Source organism: Burkholderia sp. 9779_493 (genome assembly GCF_015712215.1).
GTDB classification, from domain to species: Bacteria; Pseudomonadota; Gammaproteobacteria; order Burkholderiales; family Burkholderiaceae; genus Burkholderia; species Burkholderia cenocepacia.
Genome location: NZ_JACCQA010000007.1, coordinates 207735 through 225091, shown reverse-complemented (window position 1 = coordinate 225091; position 17357 = coordinate 207735). Strand labels below are relative to the sequence as shown.

13 protein-coding genes are annotated in these 17357 nt (G+C 68.0%); 8 read left to right on the top strand and 5 right to left on the bottom strand.

What is annotated here, in order from left to right; translation table 11 throughout:
- The first annotated feature begins 115 nt into the window (after window positions 1-115).
- The 7 genes from H0X95_RS09845 to H0X95_RS09815 all read left to right on the top strand — a co-directional run bounded on the left by H0X95_RS09845 (window position 116) and on the right by H0X95_RS09815 (window position 8472).
- A complete protein-coding gene (locus H0X95_RS09845) occupies window positions 116-808 on the top strand; it encodes a VOC family protein (protein ID WP_059721359.1) in 693 nt (230 codons plus the stop codon).
- Between the two features lie 54 nt (window positions 809-862).
- Window positions 863-1771 carry a DMT family transporter gene (locus H0X95_RS09840; protein ID WP_059721360.1) on the top strand — a complete coding sequence of 303 codons (909 nt, stop codon included), beginning with the start codon at window positions 863-865 and terminating at the stop codon, window positions 1769-1771.
- Between the two features lie 151 nt (window positions 1772-1922).
- Window positions 1923-3104 carry an aminotransferase-like domain-containing protein gene (locus H0X95_RS09835; protein WP_006497073.1) on the top strand — a complete coding sequence of 394 codons (1182 nt, stop codon included), beginning with the start codon at window positions 1923-1925 and terminating at the stop codon, window positions 3102-3104.
- A gap of 42 nt (window positions 3105-3146) precedes the next feature.
- Entirely contained in the window at window positions 3147-3605 is a 459-nt protein-coding gene (locus H0X95_RS09830) for a RidA family protein (protein WP_006478174.1), read from the top strand.
- 13 nt (window positions 3606-3618) lie between these two features.
- A complete protein-coding gene (locus H0X95_RS09825; protein ID WP_048984612.1) occupies window positions 3619-4503 on the top strand; it encodes a PhzF family phenazine biosynthesis protein in 885 nt (294 codons plus the stop codon).
- A 216-nt stretch (window positions 4504-4719) separates the two neighbouring features.
- On the top strand, window positions 4720-7059 hold the full coding sequence (locus tag H0X95_RS09820; protein WP_006487653.1) for a bifunctional diguanylate cyclase/phosphodiesterase: 2340 nt from the start codon (window positions 4720-4722) through the stop codon (window positions 7057-7059).
- 204 nt (window positions 7060-7263) lie between these two features.
- Window positions 7264-8472, top strand: coding sequence for a chromate transporter (locus H0X95_RS09815; RefSeq protein ID WP_006487623.1), 1209 nt, complete (start codon window positions 7264-7266; stop codon window positions 8470-8472).
- Window positions 8473-8517: 45 nt separating this feature from the next.
- Here H0X95_RS09815 and H0X95_RS09810 read toward each other — a convergent pair whose 3' ends face one another.
- Complete coding sequence (locus H0X95_RS09810) at window positions 8518-8964, bottom strand: multidrug/biocide efflux PACE transporter (protein WP_034201481.1); 447 nt, start codon at window positions 8962-8964, stop codon at window positions 8518-8520.
- A 112-nt stretch (window positions 8965-9076) separates the two neighbouring features.
- Between H0X95_RS09810 and H0X95_RS09805 the strand changes: the two genes are divergently transcribed.
- On the top strand, window positions 9077-9961 hold the full coding sequence (locus tag H0X95_RS09805) for a LysR family transcriptional regulator (protein ID WP_059721361.1): 885 nt from the start codon (window positions 9077-9079) through the stop codon (window positions 9959-9961).
- A 53-nt stretch (window positions 9962-10014) separates the two neighbouring features.
- On the opposite strand, the gene H0X95_RS09800 is transcribed toward H0X95_RS09805, so the two are convergent.
- The 4 genes from H0X95_RS09800 to H0X95_RS09785 all read right to left on the bottom strand — a co-directional run bounded on the left by H0X95_RS09800 (window position 10015) and on the right by H0X95_RS09785 (window position 17281).
- Entirely contained in the window at window positions 10015-10473 is a 459-nt protein-coding gene (locus H0X95_RS09800) for a CopD family protein (RefSeq protein WP_006487629.1), read from the bottom strand.
- 264 nt (window positions 10474-10737) lie between these two features.
- A complete protein-coding gene (parC, locus tag H0X95_RS09795; RefSeq protein WP_006487625.1) occupies window positions 10738-13059 on the bottom strand; it encodes a DNA topoisomerase IV subunit A in 2322 nt (773 codons plus the stop codon).
- Window positions 13060-13128: 69 nt separating this feature from the next.
- A complete protein-coding gene (gene parE / locus H0X95_RS09790) occupies window positions 13129-15111 on the bottom strand; it encodes a DNA topoisomerase IV subunit B (protein ID WP_006497076.1) in 1983 nt (660 codons plus the stop codon).
- A gap of 220 nt (window positions 15112-15331) precedes the next feature.
- On the bottom strand, window positions 15332-17281 hold the full coding sequence (locus tag H0X95_RS09785) for an ATP-binding cassette domain-containing protein (RefSeq protein ID WP_006487664.1): 1950 nt from the start codon (window positions 17279-17281) through the stop codon (window positions 15332-15334).
- Window positions 17282-17357 lie beyond the last annotated feature (76 nt).

Genomic DNA, 17357 nt, shown 5'->3' with positions numbered 1-17357 from the left:
CCGCACCCGGCGCTGCGCCCGCCGGCCCGCTTCGCGGCCGGTGCGCCGGCCGGTCCGGCCCGCACCCGGCCCGCCGTCCGCCTACCATGACACTTTCGCTTCCCGACCGACGCTCATGCCAGCCCGCCCCCTGACACTCGACCATCTCGTGATTGCCGCGCGCACCCTCGACGAAGGCGTGCGCCATGTCGCCGACGCACTCGGCATCGAGCCGGCCGGCGGCGGCCGCCATCCGCTGATGCGGACCCACAATGCGCTGTTCGGCGCGTGGGGCGGGCTCTACCTCGAAGTAATCGCGATCGACCCCGATGCGCCCGCGCCGGACGACGGCACGAAGCCGCCGCGCGCGCGGCTGTTCGGGCTCGACGATCCGGCGCTCCAGGCGCGGCTCGCGCAGGGCCCGTTTCTCGCGCACTGGGTGGCGCGCGTCGACCGCCCGCGCCAGCTTGCGTTGTGGCAGCGCCAGTACCCGGCGCGCATCGCGCCCGTCGTCGCGATGCGGCGCGGCGACCTGAGCTGGGGCCTCACGGTGCCCGACGACGGCAGCTTCCCCGCATGGCAAGGCGCCGGCGACGGCCTCGTGCCGTCGCTGATCCAGTGGGACAGCCCGCGTCATCCGGCCGAATCGCTGCCGGCCGACGGCGTCGCGCTGAAGGCGCTCAAGGGCGTCCACCCGCACGCGGATACGGTCCGCGAGCAACTCGACTGGCTCGGCGCCGCGCACCTGCTCGACCTCGAATCGACCGACGGTCCGCCGGCGCTGGCCGCCGAATTCGACACGCCGCACGGCGCACGCACGCTGCGCTGACCGCCCCGCCGCTTTCCCGACGACAACGACCTGCACGACGGAGACACCCACGACATGAATTCGCGCGAAACCCGGGGCATGCTGCTCGGCCTCATCGGCGTGATGATCTTCAGCCTGACGCTGCCGATGACGCGCATCGTCGTATCCGAGCTCAATCCGCTGCTCAACGGGCTCGGCCGCGCGCTCGCCGCCGCCGTGCCGGCCGGCCTGCTGCTGTGGTGGCGCCGCGAGCCGCTGCCGAGCCGCGCGCAACTGAAAAGCCTCGCGATCACGTCGGCCGGCGTGATCATCGCGTATCCGGTGTTCTCGGCCTGGGCGATGAAATCGGTGCCCGCCTCGCACGGCGCGGTGGTCAACGGCTTGCAGCCGCTGTTCGTCGCGCTGTATGCGGCCTGGCTGTCGCACGAACGGCCGTCGAAGGCGTTCTGGGCCAGCGCGGTGGCCGGCAGCGGGCTCGTGATCGCGTTCGCGCTGCGCGACGGCGGCGGCACCGTGCAGGCCGGCGACGCGCTGATGCTCGTCGCGGTCGGCATCGGCGCGCTCGGCTATGCGGAAGGCGCGCGCCTCGCGCGCCAGATCGGCGGCTGGCAGGTGATCTGCTGGGCGCTCGTCGTGTCGGCACCGCTCCTCGTGCTGCCGGTCGGCTGGCTCGCGTGGATGCAGCACGCCGCGCATCCGGGCCCGCTCGCGCTGCGCACGTGGCTCGCGTTCGGCTACGTGACCCTCTTTTCGCAATTCATCGGCTTTTTCGCGTGGTATGCGGGGCTCGCGATGGGCGGCATCGCGCGGGTCGGCCAGGTGCAACTGCTGCAGATTTTCTTCACGATCGCCTTTTCCGCGCTGCTGTTCGGCGAAACGGTCACGTCGTCGACGTGGCTGTTCGCGGCCGCCGTGATCGCGACCGTGGTGCTCGGGCGCCGCTCGGCGGTCGCCACGGCCCCGCGTCCCGCTCGCGCCGGCTGAACAGCTGCGCCATAATGGACGTTTTGCCTGATCGGTTTGCCCACCCGGCCGCGAAGGCTTCATCGCGTTCGCGCTCGCCCACCCGGCGGCGTCGAAGCGATTCGCCCGAACGACCTTTCTTGACTGACCACGATATCCGAACGAGGAGACTATGAATCCGAGCGACCTGCATCCGCCGCACTGGCAGCTTTCCGAACGCGCCCGCAAGCTGACGAGCTCTGCGATCCGCGAGATCCTGAAGGTCACGGAACGCCCCGAGGTCATCTCGTTCGCCGGCGGCCTGCCCGCCCCCGCGACGTTCCCGGCGGAACGCATGCGCGCCGCCGCCGACCGCGTGCTGCGCGACGCGCCGGCCGCCGCGCTCCAGTACAGCGCGACCGAAGGCTACCTGCCGCTGCGCGAATGGATCGCCGAGCGCTACAGCGTGCGCGTGTCGCAGGTGCTGATCACGACCGGCTCGCAGCAGGCGCTCGACCTGCTCGGCAAGGCGCTGATCGACCCGAACAGCCCGATCCTCGTCGAAACGCCGACCTACCTCGGCGCGCTGCAATCGTTCTCGCTGTACGAGCCGCGCTACGTGCAGGTGCCGACCGACGAGCAGGGCCTGCTGCCGGAAGGCCTCACGCCCGGACTCACGCAAGGCGCGCGCCTGCTGTACGCGCAGCCGAACTTCCAGAACCCGACCGGCCGCCGCCTGCCCGTCGAGCGCCGCCGCGCGCTCGCCGCGTTCGCGCAGACGAGCCCGTTCCCGGTGCTGGAGGACGATCCGTACGGCGCGCTGAACTACCAGGGCGAGCCGCTGCCGACGATGCTGTCGATGGCGCCCGACCACGTCGTGCACCTCGGCACGTTCTCGAAAGTGCTCGCGCCGGGCCTGCGGATCGGCTACATCATCGCGCCCGAGGAACTCCACTTCAAGCTCGTGCAGGCCAAGCAGGCCACCGACCTGCACACGCCGACGCTCACGCAGCGCATCGCGCACGAAGTGATCAAGGACGGCTTCCTCGACGAGCACATCCCGACGATCCGCGCGCTCTACAGCGCGCAGTGCGACGCGATGCTCGGCGCGCTCGCGCGCCACATGCCGGAAGGCGTCACGTGGAACCGCCCGGAAGGCGGGATGTTCATCTGGGTGAACCTGCCCGCGCAGATCGACAGCATGAAGCTGCTCGCCGCGGCCGTCGACAACCACGTCGCCTTCGTGCCGGGCGCGCCGTTCTTCGCGGAGAACGCGCAGCAGAACACGCTGCGCCTGTCGTTCGTGACGGTGCCGCCCGAGAAGATCGAGGAAGGCGTCGCGCGCCTCGGCAAGCTGCTGCGCGAGCGCCTCTGATCCCCTTTTTCCTGTCACGACTCTCTACGAGGAATCGAACACATGGCTAACGTCTACGACAAACTGAAATCGCTCGGCATCGAACTCCCGACCGCCGGCGCCCCGGCTGCCGCCTACGTGATGAGCGCGCAAAGCGGCAATACGGTCTACCTGTCGGGCCACATCGCGAAGAAGGACGGCAAGGTCTGGGCCGGCAAGCTCGGCGCGGATCTGCAAACGGAAGACGGCAAGGCCGCCGCCCGCTCGATCGCGATCGACCTGCTCGCGACGCTGCACGCGCACACCGGCGACCTGAACAAGGTCACGCGCATCGTCAAGCTGATGAGCCTCGTCAACTCGACGCTCGACTTCACCGAACAGCACGTCGTGACGAACGGCGCGTCGGAGCTGATCGCGGAAGTGTTCGGCGACGCGGGCAAGCATGCGCGCTCGGCATTCGGCGTCGCGCAGATCCCGCTCGGCGCGTGCGTCGAGATCGAACTGATCGCCGAAGTCGCGTAACGGGCGCATCGCGATGTCCGGCCGTCTCGTTCGTTTCAAGCAGGTCGACGTGTTCACGTCGGCGCCGTTCAAGGGCAATCCGCTTGCCGTGGTGTTCGACGCCGATTCGCTCGGCGACGACGCCATGCTCGAGATCGCCCGCTGGACGAACCTGTCGGAAACGACGTTTCTCTGCACGCCCACCGATCCGGAAGCCGACTATCGCGTGCGGATCTTCACGACGGGCGGCGAACTGCCGTTCGCCGGCCACCCGACGCTCGGCACCGCGCATGCGTTCCTCGAAAGCGGCGCGCGGCCGCGCACGCCGGGCCGGCTGATCCAGCAGTGCGGAGTCGGCCGGGTCGCGCTGCGCGAGCAGGCCGACGGCTGGGCGTTCGCCGCGCCGCCAGCACGCGTCACGCCGCTCGACCGTTCGGACTACGCGGTACTGGCCGCCGCGCTGCGCAGCGACGCGCTCGACCTCGATGCCGAGCCGTGCGCGGTCGACAACGGCGCGCCGTGGCTGGTCGTGCGGCTGAAGTCGGCCGATGCGTGCATCGGCCTGTCGCCCGATCCGGCCGCGCTGGCCGCGCTCACCCGGCGTTACGGCGTGGACGGCCTCGCCGCCTACGCGCCGCATGCCGAAGGTGGCCCCGCGACGTTCGAGATCCGCTGCCTGATGACGGGCGGCCAGTTCGGCACGCCCGGCGAGGACCCCGTCACCGGCAGCGCGAACGCCGCGCTGGCCGGACTGCTGACGCGCCAGGCACGCCGCCCCGGCCCGTCGTATACGGCCCGCCAGGGCACCGCGATCGGCCGCGACGGCCGCATCTTCGTCAGCTACGACGAAGACGGCACGACCTGGATCGGCGGCCGCGTCGTCACGGTCGTCGACGGCACGTTTCGGTCACCCGACTGACATTTCGCGATGTGCGATGGCGCCGGCTCGTCCGGCGCCCTACGCTTCACCCAACTATCGCAAAAACGTTCCAGCCAGTAATATCGGGCCTAATCCGTTGTTTCGGAGGTCTGTCCATGGTTGCGCGTCCCGCGAACGAACAGACGTCGGGACAATCCGAACCATAGCCGGCCATCCAGACGGATGGCGCACGCGAGCAGGACGCCGCCCTCTTCGATGAGCTCCGCCCGGTCCAACCACACGCCGCCGAACCGGCCGCTGCGCGCGCCGCGCAAATCGCGCCGGCGTGCGCTGTTTGCCATCCCGCTGCTCGGGATGCTGGCGCTCGCGCTGCTGTGGGCCGTGATCATCGCGCGTCTGTCCGTCGAAAAGGACAGCGCGTACAAGGAAGCGGCGGCCTCCGCGGCGATCCTGTCGTCCGCGCTCGAGCAGCATACGGTCAAGGCGATCCACCAGGTCGACCAGATCACCCGCTTCGTCAAGTTCGAATTCGAGAAATCGCCGGCGCGCTTCAATCTCGCGAGCGCCGTCGAGAAAGGCGTCGTGCCGAGCGACACGCTGATCCAGGTGTCGCTCGTCAACGCGAAGGGCATCCTGTTCGCGAACACCGCCGAACTCCATCCGCAGCCGATCAACCTGTCCGACCGCGAGCACTTCAAGGTCCACCTCGCGCACAACGATGATCGCCTGTTCATCAGCAAGCCGGTGCTCGGCCGCGTGTCGAGCCACTGGACGCTGCAGATGACGCGGCGCCTGAACAACCCGGACGGCAGCTTCGCGGGCATCGTCGTGGTGTCGGAAGACCCGAGCTACTTCACGAACGATTTCTACAACAACGCGGCCATCGGCAAGGAAGGCGTGATCGCGGTCGTGTCCGACACGGGCGCGGTGCTCGCGCGGCGCACGGGGTCGGTCAACAACGCGCCGGGCGCGTTTTCGGCCTCGGGCGTCTACCCGATCGCGGAGCGGGTGACCGGCACGATCATCGATCCGATCGACGGCGTGACGCGCATCGTGTCGTACCGCCACCTCGACGGCTACCCGCTCGCCGTGATGGTCGGGCTGTCGCAGACGGAAGAGTTCGCGGACTACACGCACACGCGCAACGTCTACCTGCTGATGACGAGCTTCATCACGCTCGCGATGCTCGCGTTCTTCGGCGTCGCGACGGGCCTGATCGGCAAGCTGCTCGGCCGCGAGCGCGAAATGACGCAGCTCGCCGAATACGACCTGCTCACCGGCCTCGCGAACCGCTATGCGACGCTGCGCGGGCTGCGCAACGACGTGTCGATGCCCGCGAGCCTGTCGCGGCTCGGCCTGCTGTTCATCGATCTCGACAACTTCAAGACCGTCAACGACACGCTCGGCCACAACGCCGGCGACATCGTGCTGCAGATGACCGCATCGCGCCTCGCCGACGCGGTCGACGACGAAGGCTCGCTCGCGCGCATCGGCGGCGACGAGTTCGTGGTCGTGATGAAGGGCGACGACGTCGAGCGGCGCGCGGTGCGGCTCGCGGAAGCGATCATCCGGATGTTCAGCGAGCCGTTCGACGTACGCGGCAGCTCGTTCGTGCTGCATGCGAGCATCGGCATCGCGCTGCACACCGTCGCGAACGAAAGCGAGATCGACCTGCTGAAAAAGGCCGACCTCGCGATGTACAGCGCGAAGGACGCCGGCAAGAACTGCTACCAGTTCTATGCGCCGCACCTGTCGCACCGCGCCGACCACCTGATGCGCTGGGAGCAGCAGTTGCGCGTCGCGCTCGCCGAGGGGCAGCTGTTCCTCGCGTACCAGCCGAAGATCGACCTCACGCACCGTACGATCACCGGCTTCGAGGCGCTGGCACGCTGGGATCACCCCGAGCACGGCGTCATCTCCGCGAACGAATTCATTTCGATCGCCGAATCGACCGGCCTGATCGTGCCGATCGGCGACTTCGTGATCCGCACCGCGTGCGAGCAGATCGCGCGCTGGCGCGACGAAGGCCACGACACGCTGACGCTCGCGGTCAACATCTCGCCCGTGCAGTTCTGGCGCGGCGACCTGATCGAGACGATCTCGCAGGCGCTGCAGGACACCGGCATCGACGCGAACCGGCTCGAGATCGAGATCACCGAAACCGCGATGATGGAATATCCGGAGCTCGTGTCCGAAAAGATCGTCGCGCTGAAAAAGCTCGGCATCCGGATCGCGCTGGACGATTTCGGCACCGGCTATTCGTCGCTGTCGTACCTGCACCGCTTCTCCGTCGACACGCTGAAGGTCGACCGCTCGTTCGTGCAGGCGATCCCGAACGATCGCAGCGTGTGCGTGATGGTGTCGTCGATCGTGCATCTCGCGCGCTCGCTCGGGCTGACCGTCGTCGTCGAGGGCACGGAGACCGAGGAGCAGATCACGTGGCTGTCCGCGCTCGGCGAAATCGAGGCGCAGGGCTTCCTGTTCTCGCGCCCGGTGCCGGCCGACGCGATTCCCGCGCTGATCGCACGCTTCGGCGTGCGCGGCGATCGTCCGAACGTCGTCGCGCATCGCGCGACCGGCAGCACCGGCGCCTGAACAGCCGCACCGCTGCTGCCGCGGCGCGCGTTGCGCACCGCCGCAATTGTTTCGTGTTCCGATCCGATCGTTTAGTTCATTAACTGGTGTTTTCGCGCATGGCAGTGTCATGATGCGCGGCGGACAATCGGGAGGGCCGACGTGTCGGCGGGCCGCCGGCACGGCCCTACGCGAGAGATCCGGCCCTGCGCCAACCACACAATCATGACAACCGTCGAAGTCGAAGCGACCACGCGTGTCGAAGAGGCACCCGCCTCCCTGTGGGCCTTGTTCAAGGTCGTCGCCGGCATTTCGGCCGTCTCGTGGGGCGGGCTTTCGATGATGGCGCAACTCGAACGCCATTACGTGGAGCGGCTGCAGCGCATCGAGCCGCACGTTTTCGGCGATCTCGTCGCGCTCGCGTGGCTCGTACCGGGCCCCGTCGGCTGCAACGTTGCCGTGCAGGTCGGGCAGACGCTGCACGGCCGTGCCGGCGCATGGGTCGCCGGCATGGCGAGCGTGCTGCCGTTCTCGATCCTGATGACGCTGTTCGCGATCTTCTATCAGACGCCGCTCGTGCGCTCGCTTGCCGCGCCGATGCTGATCAATCACTTCGGGATGGTGCTCGCCGCGCTGATCGGCGTCACGTGGGTCAAGCAGTTGCGCTCGCTCGCGCGCACGCGGCTCGAACAGGCGATCGCCGCGCTCTCGACGATTCTGCTCGCTTTCGCGCATAGTCCGGCCGCTTTCGTCGGGATTCTGTTCGCCGCGTTTGCAGCGGGCTGGCTGACGGGGCCGCCGCAACGCGACGCGGTCGATTTCACGCTGTCGAAGCGCGACCGCAGCCTGCTCGTGCTGCTCGGCGTGCTGGTGCTGCTGTTCGCGGTGCCGTTGCCCGGCGATTACCAGGCGCAATTGCTGTGGCCGCGGCTCGCGGGCGCCGGCATGACGCTGTTCGGCGGCGGCTTCTCCGCGCTGCCGGTGCTCAAGACGCTGTTCGTCTCGCCGGCGACCGGCATCTCCGATCACGACTTCACGCTGGCGTTCGCGCTGTCGCCGGTCGCGCCGGGGCCGTTGCTGAACGTGGTGCCGTTTCTCGGCTACCTGACCGACGGCTGGGTCGGCGCGCTGCTCGCCACCGCCGCGCTGTTCATTCCGTCGGGATGCCTCGTCGTGTTCGCGCAGAACCACCTGCTCCGGCTCAAGCGCCATTCGCGCTTCGAGCACGGGATGCGCCTGCTGCGCGCGGCGACGACGGGCTTTCTCGTGGTCGCCGTCGTCAAGATCCTGCATCGCGAACCGGCCGACCCGGTTTACTGGCTGACGGGCGCCTTCGCGACGCTGTGCTTCACGCGCTTCAAGGTGCCCGTTTATGCCGTATACGGCGCGGTCGCCGTGGCCTGCAGCGTGTGGCTGTGGGCCGCCGCGCACTGACGGGCGGCGGCCGTCGCGCTGCCCGGCCGGGTTCGCCTCACCGGCTCAACCGGCCCGCATCGCGACCCGGCGTGCCATCCAGCGGGCGCGCAGCGCGTCGTACGCGAGGTTGAAGCAGAACGTGTAAGGCAGGAAGAACAGCACGATGCCCAGGTCGAGCAGCAGCGCCTCGACGAGGCTCACGTTCAGCCACCATGCGGCCACCGGCACCACCATCGCGACGAGGCCGAGTTCGAACATCACCGCATGCGCGATCCGCATGCCGAGCGTGCGCGACAACCCAGCCCGCCGCTCGAAGCGGTCGAACAGCGCGTTGAAGGTCATGTTCCACGCCATCGCGATCAGCGACACCATCACCGTCAGCACGCCGACGTGCGACACCGGCATGTCGAGCAGCCACGCGCCGATCGGCGCGCACAGCGCGATCGCCACCAGTTCGAACGTCAGCGCGTGCAGCAGGCGCTCCGTCACCGTTTTGTTGATCTGTTTCATGATTCGCTCCAATGCGTTACCTGATCCATGGCGGCCATTTTGATCGGCAATACCGTATGAATCCAGTTTGATATCATCGGCTTTACCGATATATCACCGCCTGGAGCACTGCATGCACCACGCCCCCGAAGCCCTGCTCGCATTCGCCGAAGCGGCGCTGCTCGGCTCGTTCACGGCCGCCGCGCGCAAGCTCGGCAAGCGCCAGTCGACCGTGTCGGAAGCGATTGCGAACCTCGAAATCGATCTGGGCGTGCAGTTGTTCGATCGCTCGACGCGCACGCCGACGCTCACCGACGCCGGCCGCGCGCTGCTGCCGCAGGTACAGCGCGCGCTCGAGGCCAGCGCGGCGATCGACCGCACGGCCGCCCGGCTCGCGCACGGCGAGGAAGCGCGGCTCACGCTCGTCGTCTCCGATACGTACCAGTCGAAGCGCTACGAAGAGACGCTGATGGCGCTCGAACGGCGCTTTCCGGCGCTCGAGCTCGAATGCCAGATCGCCGAGCACGACGACGTGCTCGACCTGATCCAGCAAGGCCGTGCGCAACTCGGGCTGATGGCCGCGCGCGCGGCCTACCCGGCCGATATCGGCGCGGCGACGGTGGCGGAGGAATCGGAGATCGGACTGTTCGTCGGCCGCACGCACGCGCTTGCCGAATACGGCGACGCCGAGGTGCCGCACGCGGCGCTGCGCGACGTGCGCGAACTGCGCCTCAATACCTACGTGAAGACGGAAGGTCGCGGCACCGACGACCGGATCGTCGTCGGCACGCAGCACTGGCTGGCGCCGAGCTACCTGATGCTGCTGGAAATGGCGGTGCTGGGGTTCGGCTGGGCGGAACTGCCGCGCTGGATGGTCGAGCACTTCGCGCGCGACCGCCTGTGCGAGCTGCGCTCGCGCGGCTGGCCGCGCCGCGTGCGGGTGGATGCGGTGTGGTCGCGCAACCGGCCGCTGGGGCCGGCCGGTTCATGGCTGCTCGACGCGATGCTGGCCGCGTAGCGACGCGTGCCGCCAGGCCTGTGGCTACCCGGCAGCGGCCGGACGCCGGCCGGTCAGAAACCGCGCGACAGCACGGCCGCGCCGATCGTGACGACGCCGAGCACGAGATTCACGACGACGAGCAGGCGCACCGCGTTCACCGCGCGCGCGCCGTCCGGCCAGTTCTGCGCCTGCACCGCACGGCGAATGCGCGGGAACAGCGCGAAGCGGATGTGCCCGAAGATCAGCATCATCACGACGCCGAGCCCGGCCATCGCATGCAGCGACCACGTCGCGTGTGCGCCGCCGAAGCTCGTCAGCAGGAAACCGCCGGACAGCAGGATCACGATCACGGCCCCCGACACCCAGTTGAAGAAGCGGCCGAACACGCCTTCGATCAGCGGCAACCGCAACTGCGGCGACAGGTCGGACAGCGCCGGGCGCAGGCAGAAGTGCGCGAAGACCATCCCGCCCACCCACACGGCGACGGCCAGCAGGTGAAGAAACAGCGCGACGGCAACGGCGTGGGACATGGCGACGATCCTGTATGAGGGGGGGGCAGCGAACGGCCGCGTCGCGCGCGGCATCAAGCGACGTTCGACCAGCCAGTCGCGTCGCGGTTCAGACCCTCGGCGCGATTTCACACTATTTTGCAAATTCCGCGTGACAGCGCCACGCTTGCTTACCCGAATCCCCGCGTCAAAAAAAGAAAAAGCCGCACGGCCGCCGAAGCGGACGTGCGGCCTTCGATCGCGGCCGAACCGTCGAACCGGACGATCCGGACGCCCCGCGCGGCGTCAGCCGAGCAGCGGGCGCAGCTCGTTGACGACCTTGAGCTTCGTCTCCGGCGTGCGGCCCTTGCGTGCGCGCTTGCCGATGTGCGGCGCGAGCCCGGCGTACGACAGCGTGTCGTCCTGCGCCTTGCCGCCGCGGCCGGTGCCGATCAGCACGACGCCGGCCGGATCGATCGCCAGCGCCTGCACGAGCGTTTCCTTGTCGTCGAGCGCCATCAGGATCACGCCGCGCCCGCCGCCGGACAGCGTCTTCATCTCGTCCATCCCGAACACCAGCAAGCGCCCGCCGCTCGACAGGCACGCGACCTGCGTCGCGTTCGGCAGTACCGGCATCGGCGCGAGCGGCACCGCGCCCGCATCGATCGTCATGAAGGACTTGCCGGCCTTCACGCGGCTCACCATGTCGCCGACCTTCGCGAGGAAGCCGAAGCCGTTGCTCGACGCGAGCAGCAACTGCTGGTCGGCCGGCGCCGCGTAGTAGTGCATCAGGTGCGAGCCCGATTCGAGCTCGATCAGCGACGTGACCGGCACGCCGTCGCCGCGCCCGCCCGGCAGCACCGACACGTCGACCGAATACACGCGGCCGCTGCTGCCCCATGCGATCAGGCGATCCGGCGTGCGGCACTGGAACGCCGCGTACAGGTGGTCGCCTGCCTTGAACGTGAAGCCGGCCGGGTCGAGCCCGTGGCCCTTCAGCGCGCGCACCCAGCCCTTCTGCGACACGACGACCGTCACCGGCTCGTCGACCACCTTCGCCTCGAACGTCGCGCGCTTTTCCTGCTGGATCAGCGTGCGGCGATCGTCGCCGTACTGCTTCGCGTCGGCCTCGATCTCCTTGATCATCAGCCGCTTCATCGCGCTGTCGTTGGCGAGCAGCTCCTCGAGCTTCGCCTTCTCGTCGCGCAGCGCTTCGAGTTCCTTCTCGATCTTGATCTTCTCGAGCCGCGCGAGCTGGCGCAGGCGGATTTCGAGAATGTCCTCGGCCTGCCGCTCGCTGAGGCCGAACGCGCTCATCAGCGCGGCCTTCGGCTCGTCCGACTCGCGGATGATGCGGATCACCTCGTCGATGTTCAGGAAGACGATCATCCGCCCTTCGAGGATGTGGATGCGGTCGTCGACCTTCGCGAGACGATGGCGGCAACGGCGCGTCATCGTCAGCTGGCGGAACTTCACCCATTCGTCGAGGATCGTCAGCAGGCCCTTCTGGCCCGGCCGGCCATCCGCGCCGATCATCACGAGGTTCAGCGTCGCGTTCGATTCGAGGCTCGTGTACGCGAGCAGCGTGTTCACGAATTCCGTCTGGTCGATCGTGCGCGACTTCGGCTCGAACACGAGCCGCACCGCCGCTTCCTTGCCCGACTCGTCGCGCACCGCGTCGAGCAGGTCGAGCATCGCCTTCTTCGTGTTGAGCTGCTCGGGCGTCAGCGTCTTCTTGCCGAGCTTGAGCTTCGGGTTGGTCAGTTCCTCGATTTCCTCGAGCACCTTCTGGCCCGACGTGTTCGGCGGCAGTTCGGTCACGACGAGCTGCCACTGGCCGCGCGCGAGATCCTCGATCTTCCACTTCGCGCGCACCTTCAGGCTGCCGCGCCCCGTTTCGTACGCCGCCGAGATTTCGGTGTCGCTCGAGATGATCTGGCCGCCGCCGGGGAAATCCGGGCCGGGAATCAAGCTCATCAGCTCCGCGTGCGTGAGCTTCGGATTGCGGATCAGCGCGACCGCCGCGGCCGCGACTTCGCGCAGGTTGTGCGACGGGATTTCGGTCGCGAGGCCGACCGCGATGCCCGACGCGCCGTTCAGCAGCACGAACGGCATGCGGCTCGGCAGCGTCTTCGGCTCCTCGAACGAGCCGTCGTAGTTCGGCATGAAGTCGACCGTGCCCTGGTCGATCTCGTCGAGCAGCAGTTTCGCGATCGGCGTGAGGCGCGCTTCCGTGTAACGCATCGCCGCCGCGCCGTCGCCGTCGCGCGAGCCGAAGTTGCCCTGCCCGTCGATCAGCGGGTAGCGCAGCGAGAAATCCTGCGCGAGCCGCACGAGCGCGTCGTACGCCGACTGGTCGCCGTGCGGGTGGTATTTACCGAGCACGTCGCCGACCACGCGCGCCGACTTCACCGGCTTCGCGTCCGGGCCAAGACCCATTTCGTTCATCGCGAACAGGATCCGGCGCTGCACCGGCTTCTGGCCGTCGCACACGTCGGGCAGCGCGCGACTCTTCACGACGCTGACCGCGTAGCTGAGATACGCCTGCTCCGCGTAATTGCCGAGCGTCAGCGCTTCGGCATCCGGTGCATCGGACCCGGCAAAGAGATCGGAAGTATTGTCGTCCATCTGAATTCCGTATTCGTAAGTGGCGTGAGGCCGGGCCGGGCGTCATGCCCGGCCGCGCGGATGCTCCGCTTAAATGTCCGCTTCGACGTCGTTGCCCTTTTCCTCGAGCCAGCCGCGCCGCGCGGCTGCCTCGCCCTTGCCCATCAGCATCGTCATCCGCGCGACGGTCGCCTCGTAGTCGAGCTCGCCGAGCTTCACCGGCATCAGGCGGCGCGTGTCGGGGTTCATCGTCGTGTCCCACAACTGCTCGGCGCTCATTTCGCCAAGACCCTTGAAGCGGCTGATGCTCCACTGCGTGTCGCGCACGCCGTCCTTGCGCAGCTTGTCGAGGATCGCCTCGAGCTCGCCGTCGTCGAGCGCATAGAGCTTCTGTGCGGGCTTCTTGCCGCGCGCGGGCGCATCGACGCGGAACAGCGGCGGGCGCGCGACGTACACGTGGCCGCGCTCGATCAGCTGCGGGAAATGCTTGAAGAACAGCGTGAGCAGCAGCACCTGGATGTGCGAGCCGTCGACGTCCGCGTCCGACAGGATGCAGATCTTGCCGTAGCGCAGGTTCGACAGGTCGACGCCGTCGTCCGGGCTGTGCGGATCGACGCCGATCGCGACCGAGATGTCGTGCACCTCGTTGTTCGCGAACAGACGGTCGCGCTCGGTTTCCCACGTGTTCAGCACCTTGCCGCGCAGCGGCAGGATCGCCTGGTATTCCTTGTCGCGGCCCATCTTCGCGGAGCCGCCCGCCGAGTCGCCCTCGACGAGGAACAGTTCGTTGCGCGCGATATCTTCGGTCTCGCAGTCGGTCAGCTTGCCGGGCAGCACCGCGACGCCCGAGCTCTTGCGCTTCTCGACCTTCTGGCCCGCGCGCGTGCGCGCCTGCGCCTGCTTGATCACGAGTTCGGCGAGCTTCTTGCCGTGCTCGACGTGCTGGTTCAGCCACAGTTCGAGCGCCGGACGCGAGAACGACGACACGAGCTTCACCGCGTCGCGGCTGTTCAGCCGCTCCTTGATCTGCCCCTGGAACTGCGGATCGAGCACCTTCGCGGACAGCACGAACGACACGCGCGCGAACACGTCTTCCGCGAGCAGCTTCACGCCCTTCGGCTGCAGGTTGTGCAGCTCGACGAAGCTCTTCACCGCCTGGTAGAGACCGTCGCGCAGGCCCGACTCGTGCGTGCCGCCGGCCGGCGTCGGAATCAGGTTCACGTACGACTCGCGCACGAGCGAACCTTCCTCGCTCCATGCGACGACCCACGACGCGCCTTCGCCCTCGGCGAAGGTTTCGTCGGTCGAACGCGAATCGGCGAAACGCTCGCCTTCGAACAGCGGAATCAGCAGCTCGCTGCCGTTCATTTCGTCGAGCAGGTAGCCGCGCAGGCCGTCTTCGTACTTCCACGTCTGGCGCTCGCCCGTCTTTTCGTTGACGAGCACGACCTCGACGCCCGGCAACAGCACCGCCTTCGAGCGCAACAGACGCTGCAGCTCGCCGAGCGGCAGGTTCGGCGAATCGAAGTATTTCGGATTCGGCCACACCTGCACGCGCGTGCCGGATTTCTTCTCGCCGCGCCCCGCCGCCTGCGTCGCGAGCGGCTTGACCACGTCGCCTTCCGCGAAGCCGAGCTCGGCCATCTTGCCGTCGCGCCACACCGTCACGTCGAGTCGCGTCGCGAGTGCGTTCGTCACCGATACGCCGACGCCGTGCAGGCCGCCCGAGAACGTATACGCGCCGCCCGCGGCCTTGTCGAACTTGCCGCCCGCATGCAGGCGCGTGAACACGATCTCGACGACCGGCACGCCTTCTTCGGGGTGCATGCCGAACGGGATGCCGCGGCCGTCGTCCTCGACCGAGACCGACTGGTCGGCGTGCAGCGTGACCGTGATCTGCTTGCCGTAGCCGCCGAGCGCCTCGTCGGACGCGTTGTCGATGACTTCCTGGATGATGTGCAGCGGATTCTCGGTACGGGTGTACATGCCGGGCCGCTGCTTGACCGGCTCGAGACCCTTGAGCACCTTGATCGATGCTTCGCTATAGGCCGCGCTGGGTTTCTTCGTTGACATAGGCGCTGAATTTCGTCATTCATCGGGACGTTGTCCACACCTCGTGTGGATAACGTCGTGGACAAAACGTTGAGTTCCGTAAAAAAGCGAATCGAAACAACGGTGTGCTTGGACTGCTCCGAAAGCGGGCGCGCGGCGTGCGCTGCGCGCCCCTGAACGCGCGGTATTTTACTGGTTCCGCGTGGCGCGCCAATCGCGGGATCGGCGCGCGCCGCACGCGTCACACCGGCTTGCGCTTCGCCTCGAGCGTTTCCCACCGTTCGAGCGCGGCAAGCAATTCGTCGTCGATCGCCGCGAACCGCTCGGTCAGGCGCGTGCCTTCCTGCGGGTCCTTCGCGAAAATGGAGCCGTCCTCGAGTTGTGCATTGATCGTCTTCTGCTCGGCTTCGAGCGCGGCGATCTTCTCCGGAAGGGAATCGAGCTCGCGCTGCTCGTTGAACGACAGCTTCACCGTGCGCTGCGCGTTGCGGCCGGCCGCGCTCTTCGCCGGCTCGTCCTTCGCGGGCGCCGCTTCCTTGACCGCGCGCTTCGCCGCTTCCTGCTGCGCGAGCTGCTCCGAGCGCTCGCTCTGGATCTGCCAGTCGGTGAAGCCGCCGACATATTCGCGCCACTTGCCGTCGCCCTCCGCCGCGATCACCGACGTCACGACGTTGTCGAGGAACGCGCGATCGTGGCTGACGAGCAGCACCGTGCCGTCGTAGTCGGCCAGCAGCTCTTCGAGCAGTTCGAGCGTCGGGATGTCGAGGTCGTTGGTCGGTTCGTCGAGCACCAGCACGTTGGCCGGGCGCGCGAACAGGCGCGCGAGCAGCAGCCGGTTGCGCTCGCCGCCGGACAGCGACTTCACCGGCGAACGCGCGCGTTCCGGCGCGAACAGGAAATCGCCGAGATAGCTCATCACGTGCTTGCGCACGCCGCCGATCTCGACCCATTCGCTGCCGGGGCTGATCGTATCCGCGAGGCTCTTCTCCTGGTCGAGCTGCGCGCGCATCTGGTCGAAATACGCGACCTGCAGGTTCGTGCCGGTGCGCACCGTGCCTTCATCGGGCTTCAGGTCGCCGAGGATCAGTTTCAGCAACGTGGTCTTGCCGGCGCCGTTCGGGCCGACGAAGCCGATCTTGTCGCCGCGCATGACCGTCGTCGAGAAGCGGTCGACCACCGTGCGGCCGCCGTAACGCTTCGTCACGTCGGTCAGCTCCGCGACGATCTTGCCGGACTTCTCGCCCTGCGCGACGTCCAGCTTCACGTTGCCCTGCGCATTGCGGCGCTCTGCGCGCTCGTTGCGCATCTGCACGAGCCGCGCGATGCGGCCCACGCTGCGCGTACGGCGCGCTTCGACGCCCTTGCGGATCCACACTTCTTCCTGCGCGAGCAGCTTGTCGAACTTCTCGTTCTCCACGCGCTCGACTTCGAGCTGCTGCGCCTTGCGCGTCTGGTACGCGGAAAAATTGCCCGGGTACGACAGCAACCGGCCGCGATCGAGCTCGACGATGCGCGTCGCGACGCGGTCGAGGAATGCGCGATCGTGGGTGATGAACAGCAGGCCCGCGCGCTGCGCGACGAGCAGCTCTTCCAGCCAGCGGATGCCGTCGAAGTCGAGGTGGTTGGTCGGCTCGTCGAGCAGCAGCACGTCGGGCTGCAGCACCAGCGCGCGCGCCAGCGCGACGCGCTTCTGCATCCCGCCCGACAGCGCGTCGACGCTTGCGTCGACGTCCTGCAGGCCGATCTGCGCGAGCGTCATCGACACGCGGGTGCGCCAGTTCCACGCGTCGTGCGCGTCCAGCGACGACTGCAGCGCGTTCATCCGCGCGAGCAGCGCATCGTGTTCGGCGCCTTCCGGGATCTCCGCGAGGCGGTGCGCGATCGAATCGTATTCTTCGAGCAGTTCGCGCGTATGCGCGAGCCCTGACGCGACCGCGTCGAACACCGTCGCGCCCGGCTCGAATTCGGGCTCCTGCGGCACGTAGACCGTCACGAGCTCCTGCTGGCGCGTGACCAGCCCGTCGTCGGGCTTCGCGAGATCGGCGACGATCTTCAGCAGCGACGACTTGCCCGCGCCGTTGCGGCCGATCAGGCCGACCCGCTCGCCGGCTTCCAGCGAGAAATCCGCGTGATCGAGCAACGCGACGTGACCGAACGCGAGCTGCGCGCCGGTAATGGAATAGAGCGACATGGGGAGACGGCGAAGAGAGAAATCGGAAGCGCCCATTGTACCGGGCGCGCGGGCCGGGATCGGCTTGGCTGGACGG

Coding starts and splice junctions, on each gene's coding strand:
- H0X95_RS09845 (WP_059721359.1), top strand. CDS start 116: ATGCCAGCCCGCCCCCTGACACTCGACCATCTCGTGATTGCCGCGCGC.
- H0X95_RS09840 (WP_059721360.1), top strand. CDS start 863: ATGAATTCGCGCGAAACCCGGGGCATGCTGCTCGGCCTCATCGGCGTG.
- H0X95_RS09835 (WP_006497073.1), top strand. CDS start 1,923: ATGAATCCGAGCGACCTGCATCCGCCGCACTGGCAGCTTTCCGAACGC.
- H0X95_RS09830 (WP_006478174.1), top strand. CDS start 3,147: ATGGCTAACGTCTACGACAAACTGAAATCGCTCGGCATCGAACTCCCG.
- H0X95_RS09825 (WP_048984612.1), top strand. CDS start 3,619: ATGTCCGGCCGTCTCGTTCGTTTCAAGCAGGTCGACGTGTTCACGTCG.
- H0X95_RS09820 (WP_006487653.1), top strand. CDS start 4,720: ATGAGCTCCGCCCGGTCCAACCACACGCCGCCGAACCGGCCGCTGCGC.
- H0X95_RS09815 (WP_006487623.1), top strand. CDS start 7,264: ATGACAACCGTCGAAGTCGAAGCGACCACGCGTGTCGAAGAGGCACCC.
- H0X95_RS09810 (WP_034201481.1), bottom strand. CDS start 8,964: ATGAAACAGATCAACAAAACGGTGACGGAGCGCCTGCTGCACGCGCTG.
- H0X95_RS09805 (WP_059721361.1), top strand. CDS start 9,077: ATGCACCACGCCCCCGAAGCCCTGCTCGCATTCGCCGAAGCGGCGCTG.
- H0X95_RS09800 (WP_006487629.1), bottom strand. CDS start 10,473: ATGTCCCACGCCGTTGCCGTCGCGCTGTTTCTTCACCTGCTGGCCGTC.
- parC (WP_006487625.1), bottom strand. CDS start 13,059: ATGGACGACAATACTTCCGATCTCTTTGCCGGGTCCGATGCACCGGAT.
- parE (WP_006497076.1), bottom strand. CDS start 15,111: ATGTCAACGAAGAAACCCAGCGCGGCCTATAGCGAAGCATCGATCAAG.
- H0X95_RS09785 (WP_006487664.1), bottom strand. CDS start 17,281: ATGTCGCTCTATTCCATTACCGGCGCGCAGCTCGCGTTCGGTCACGTC.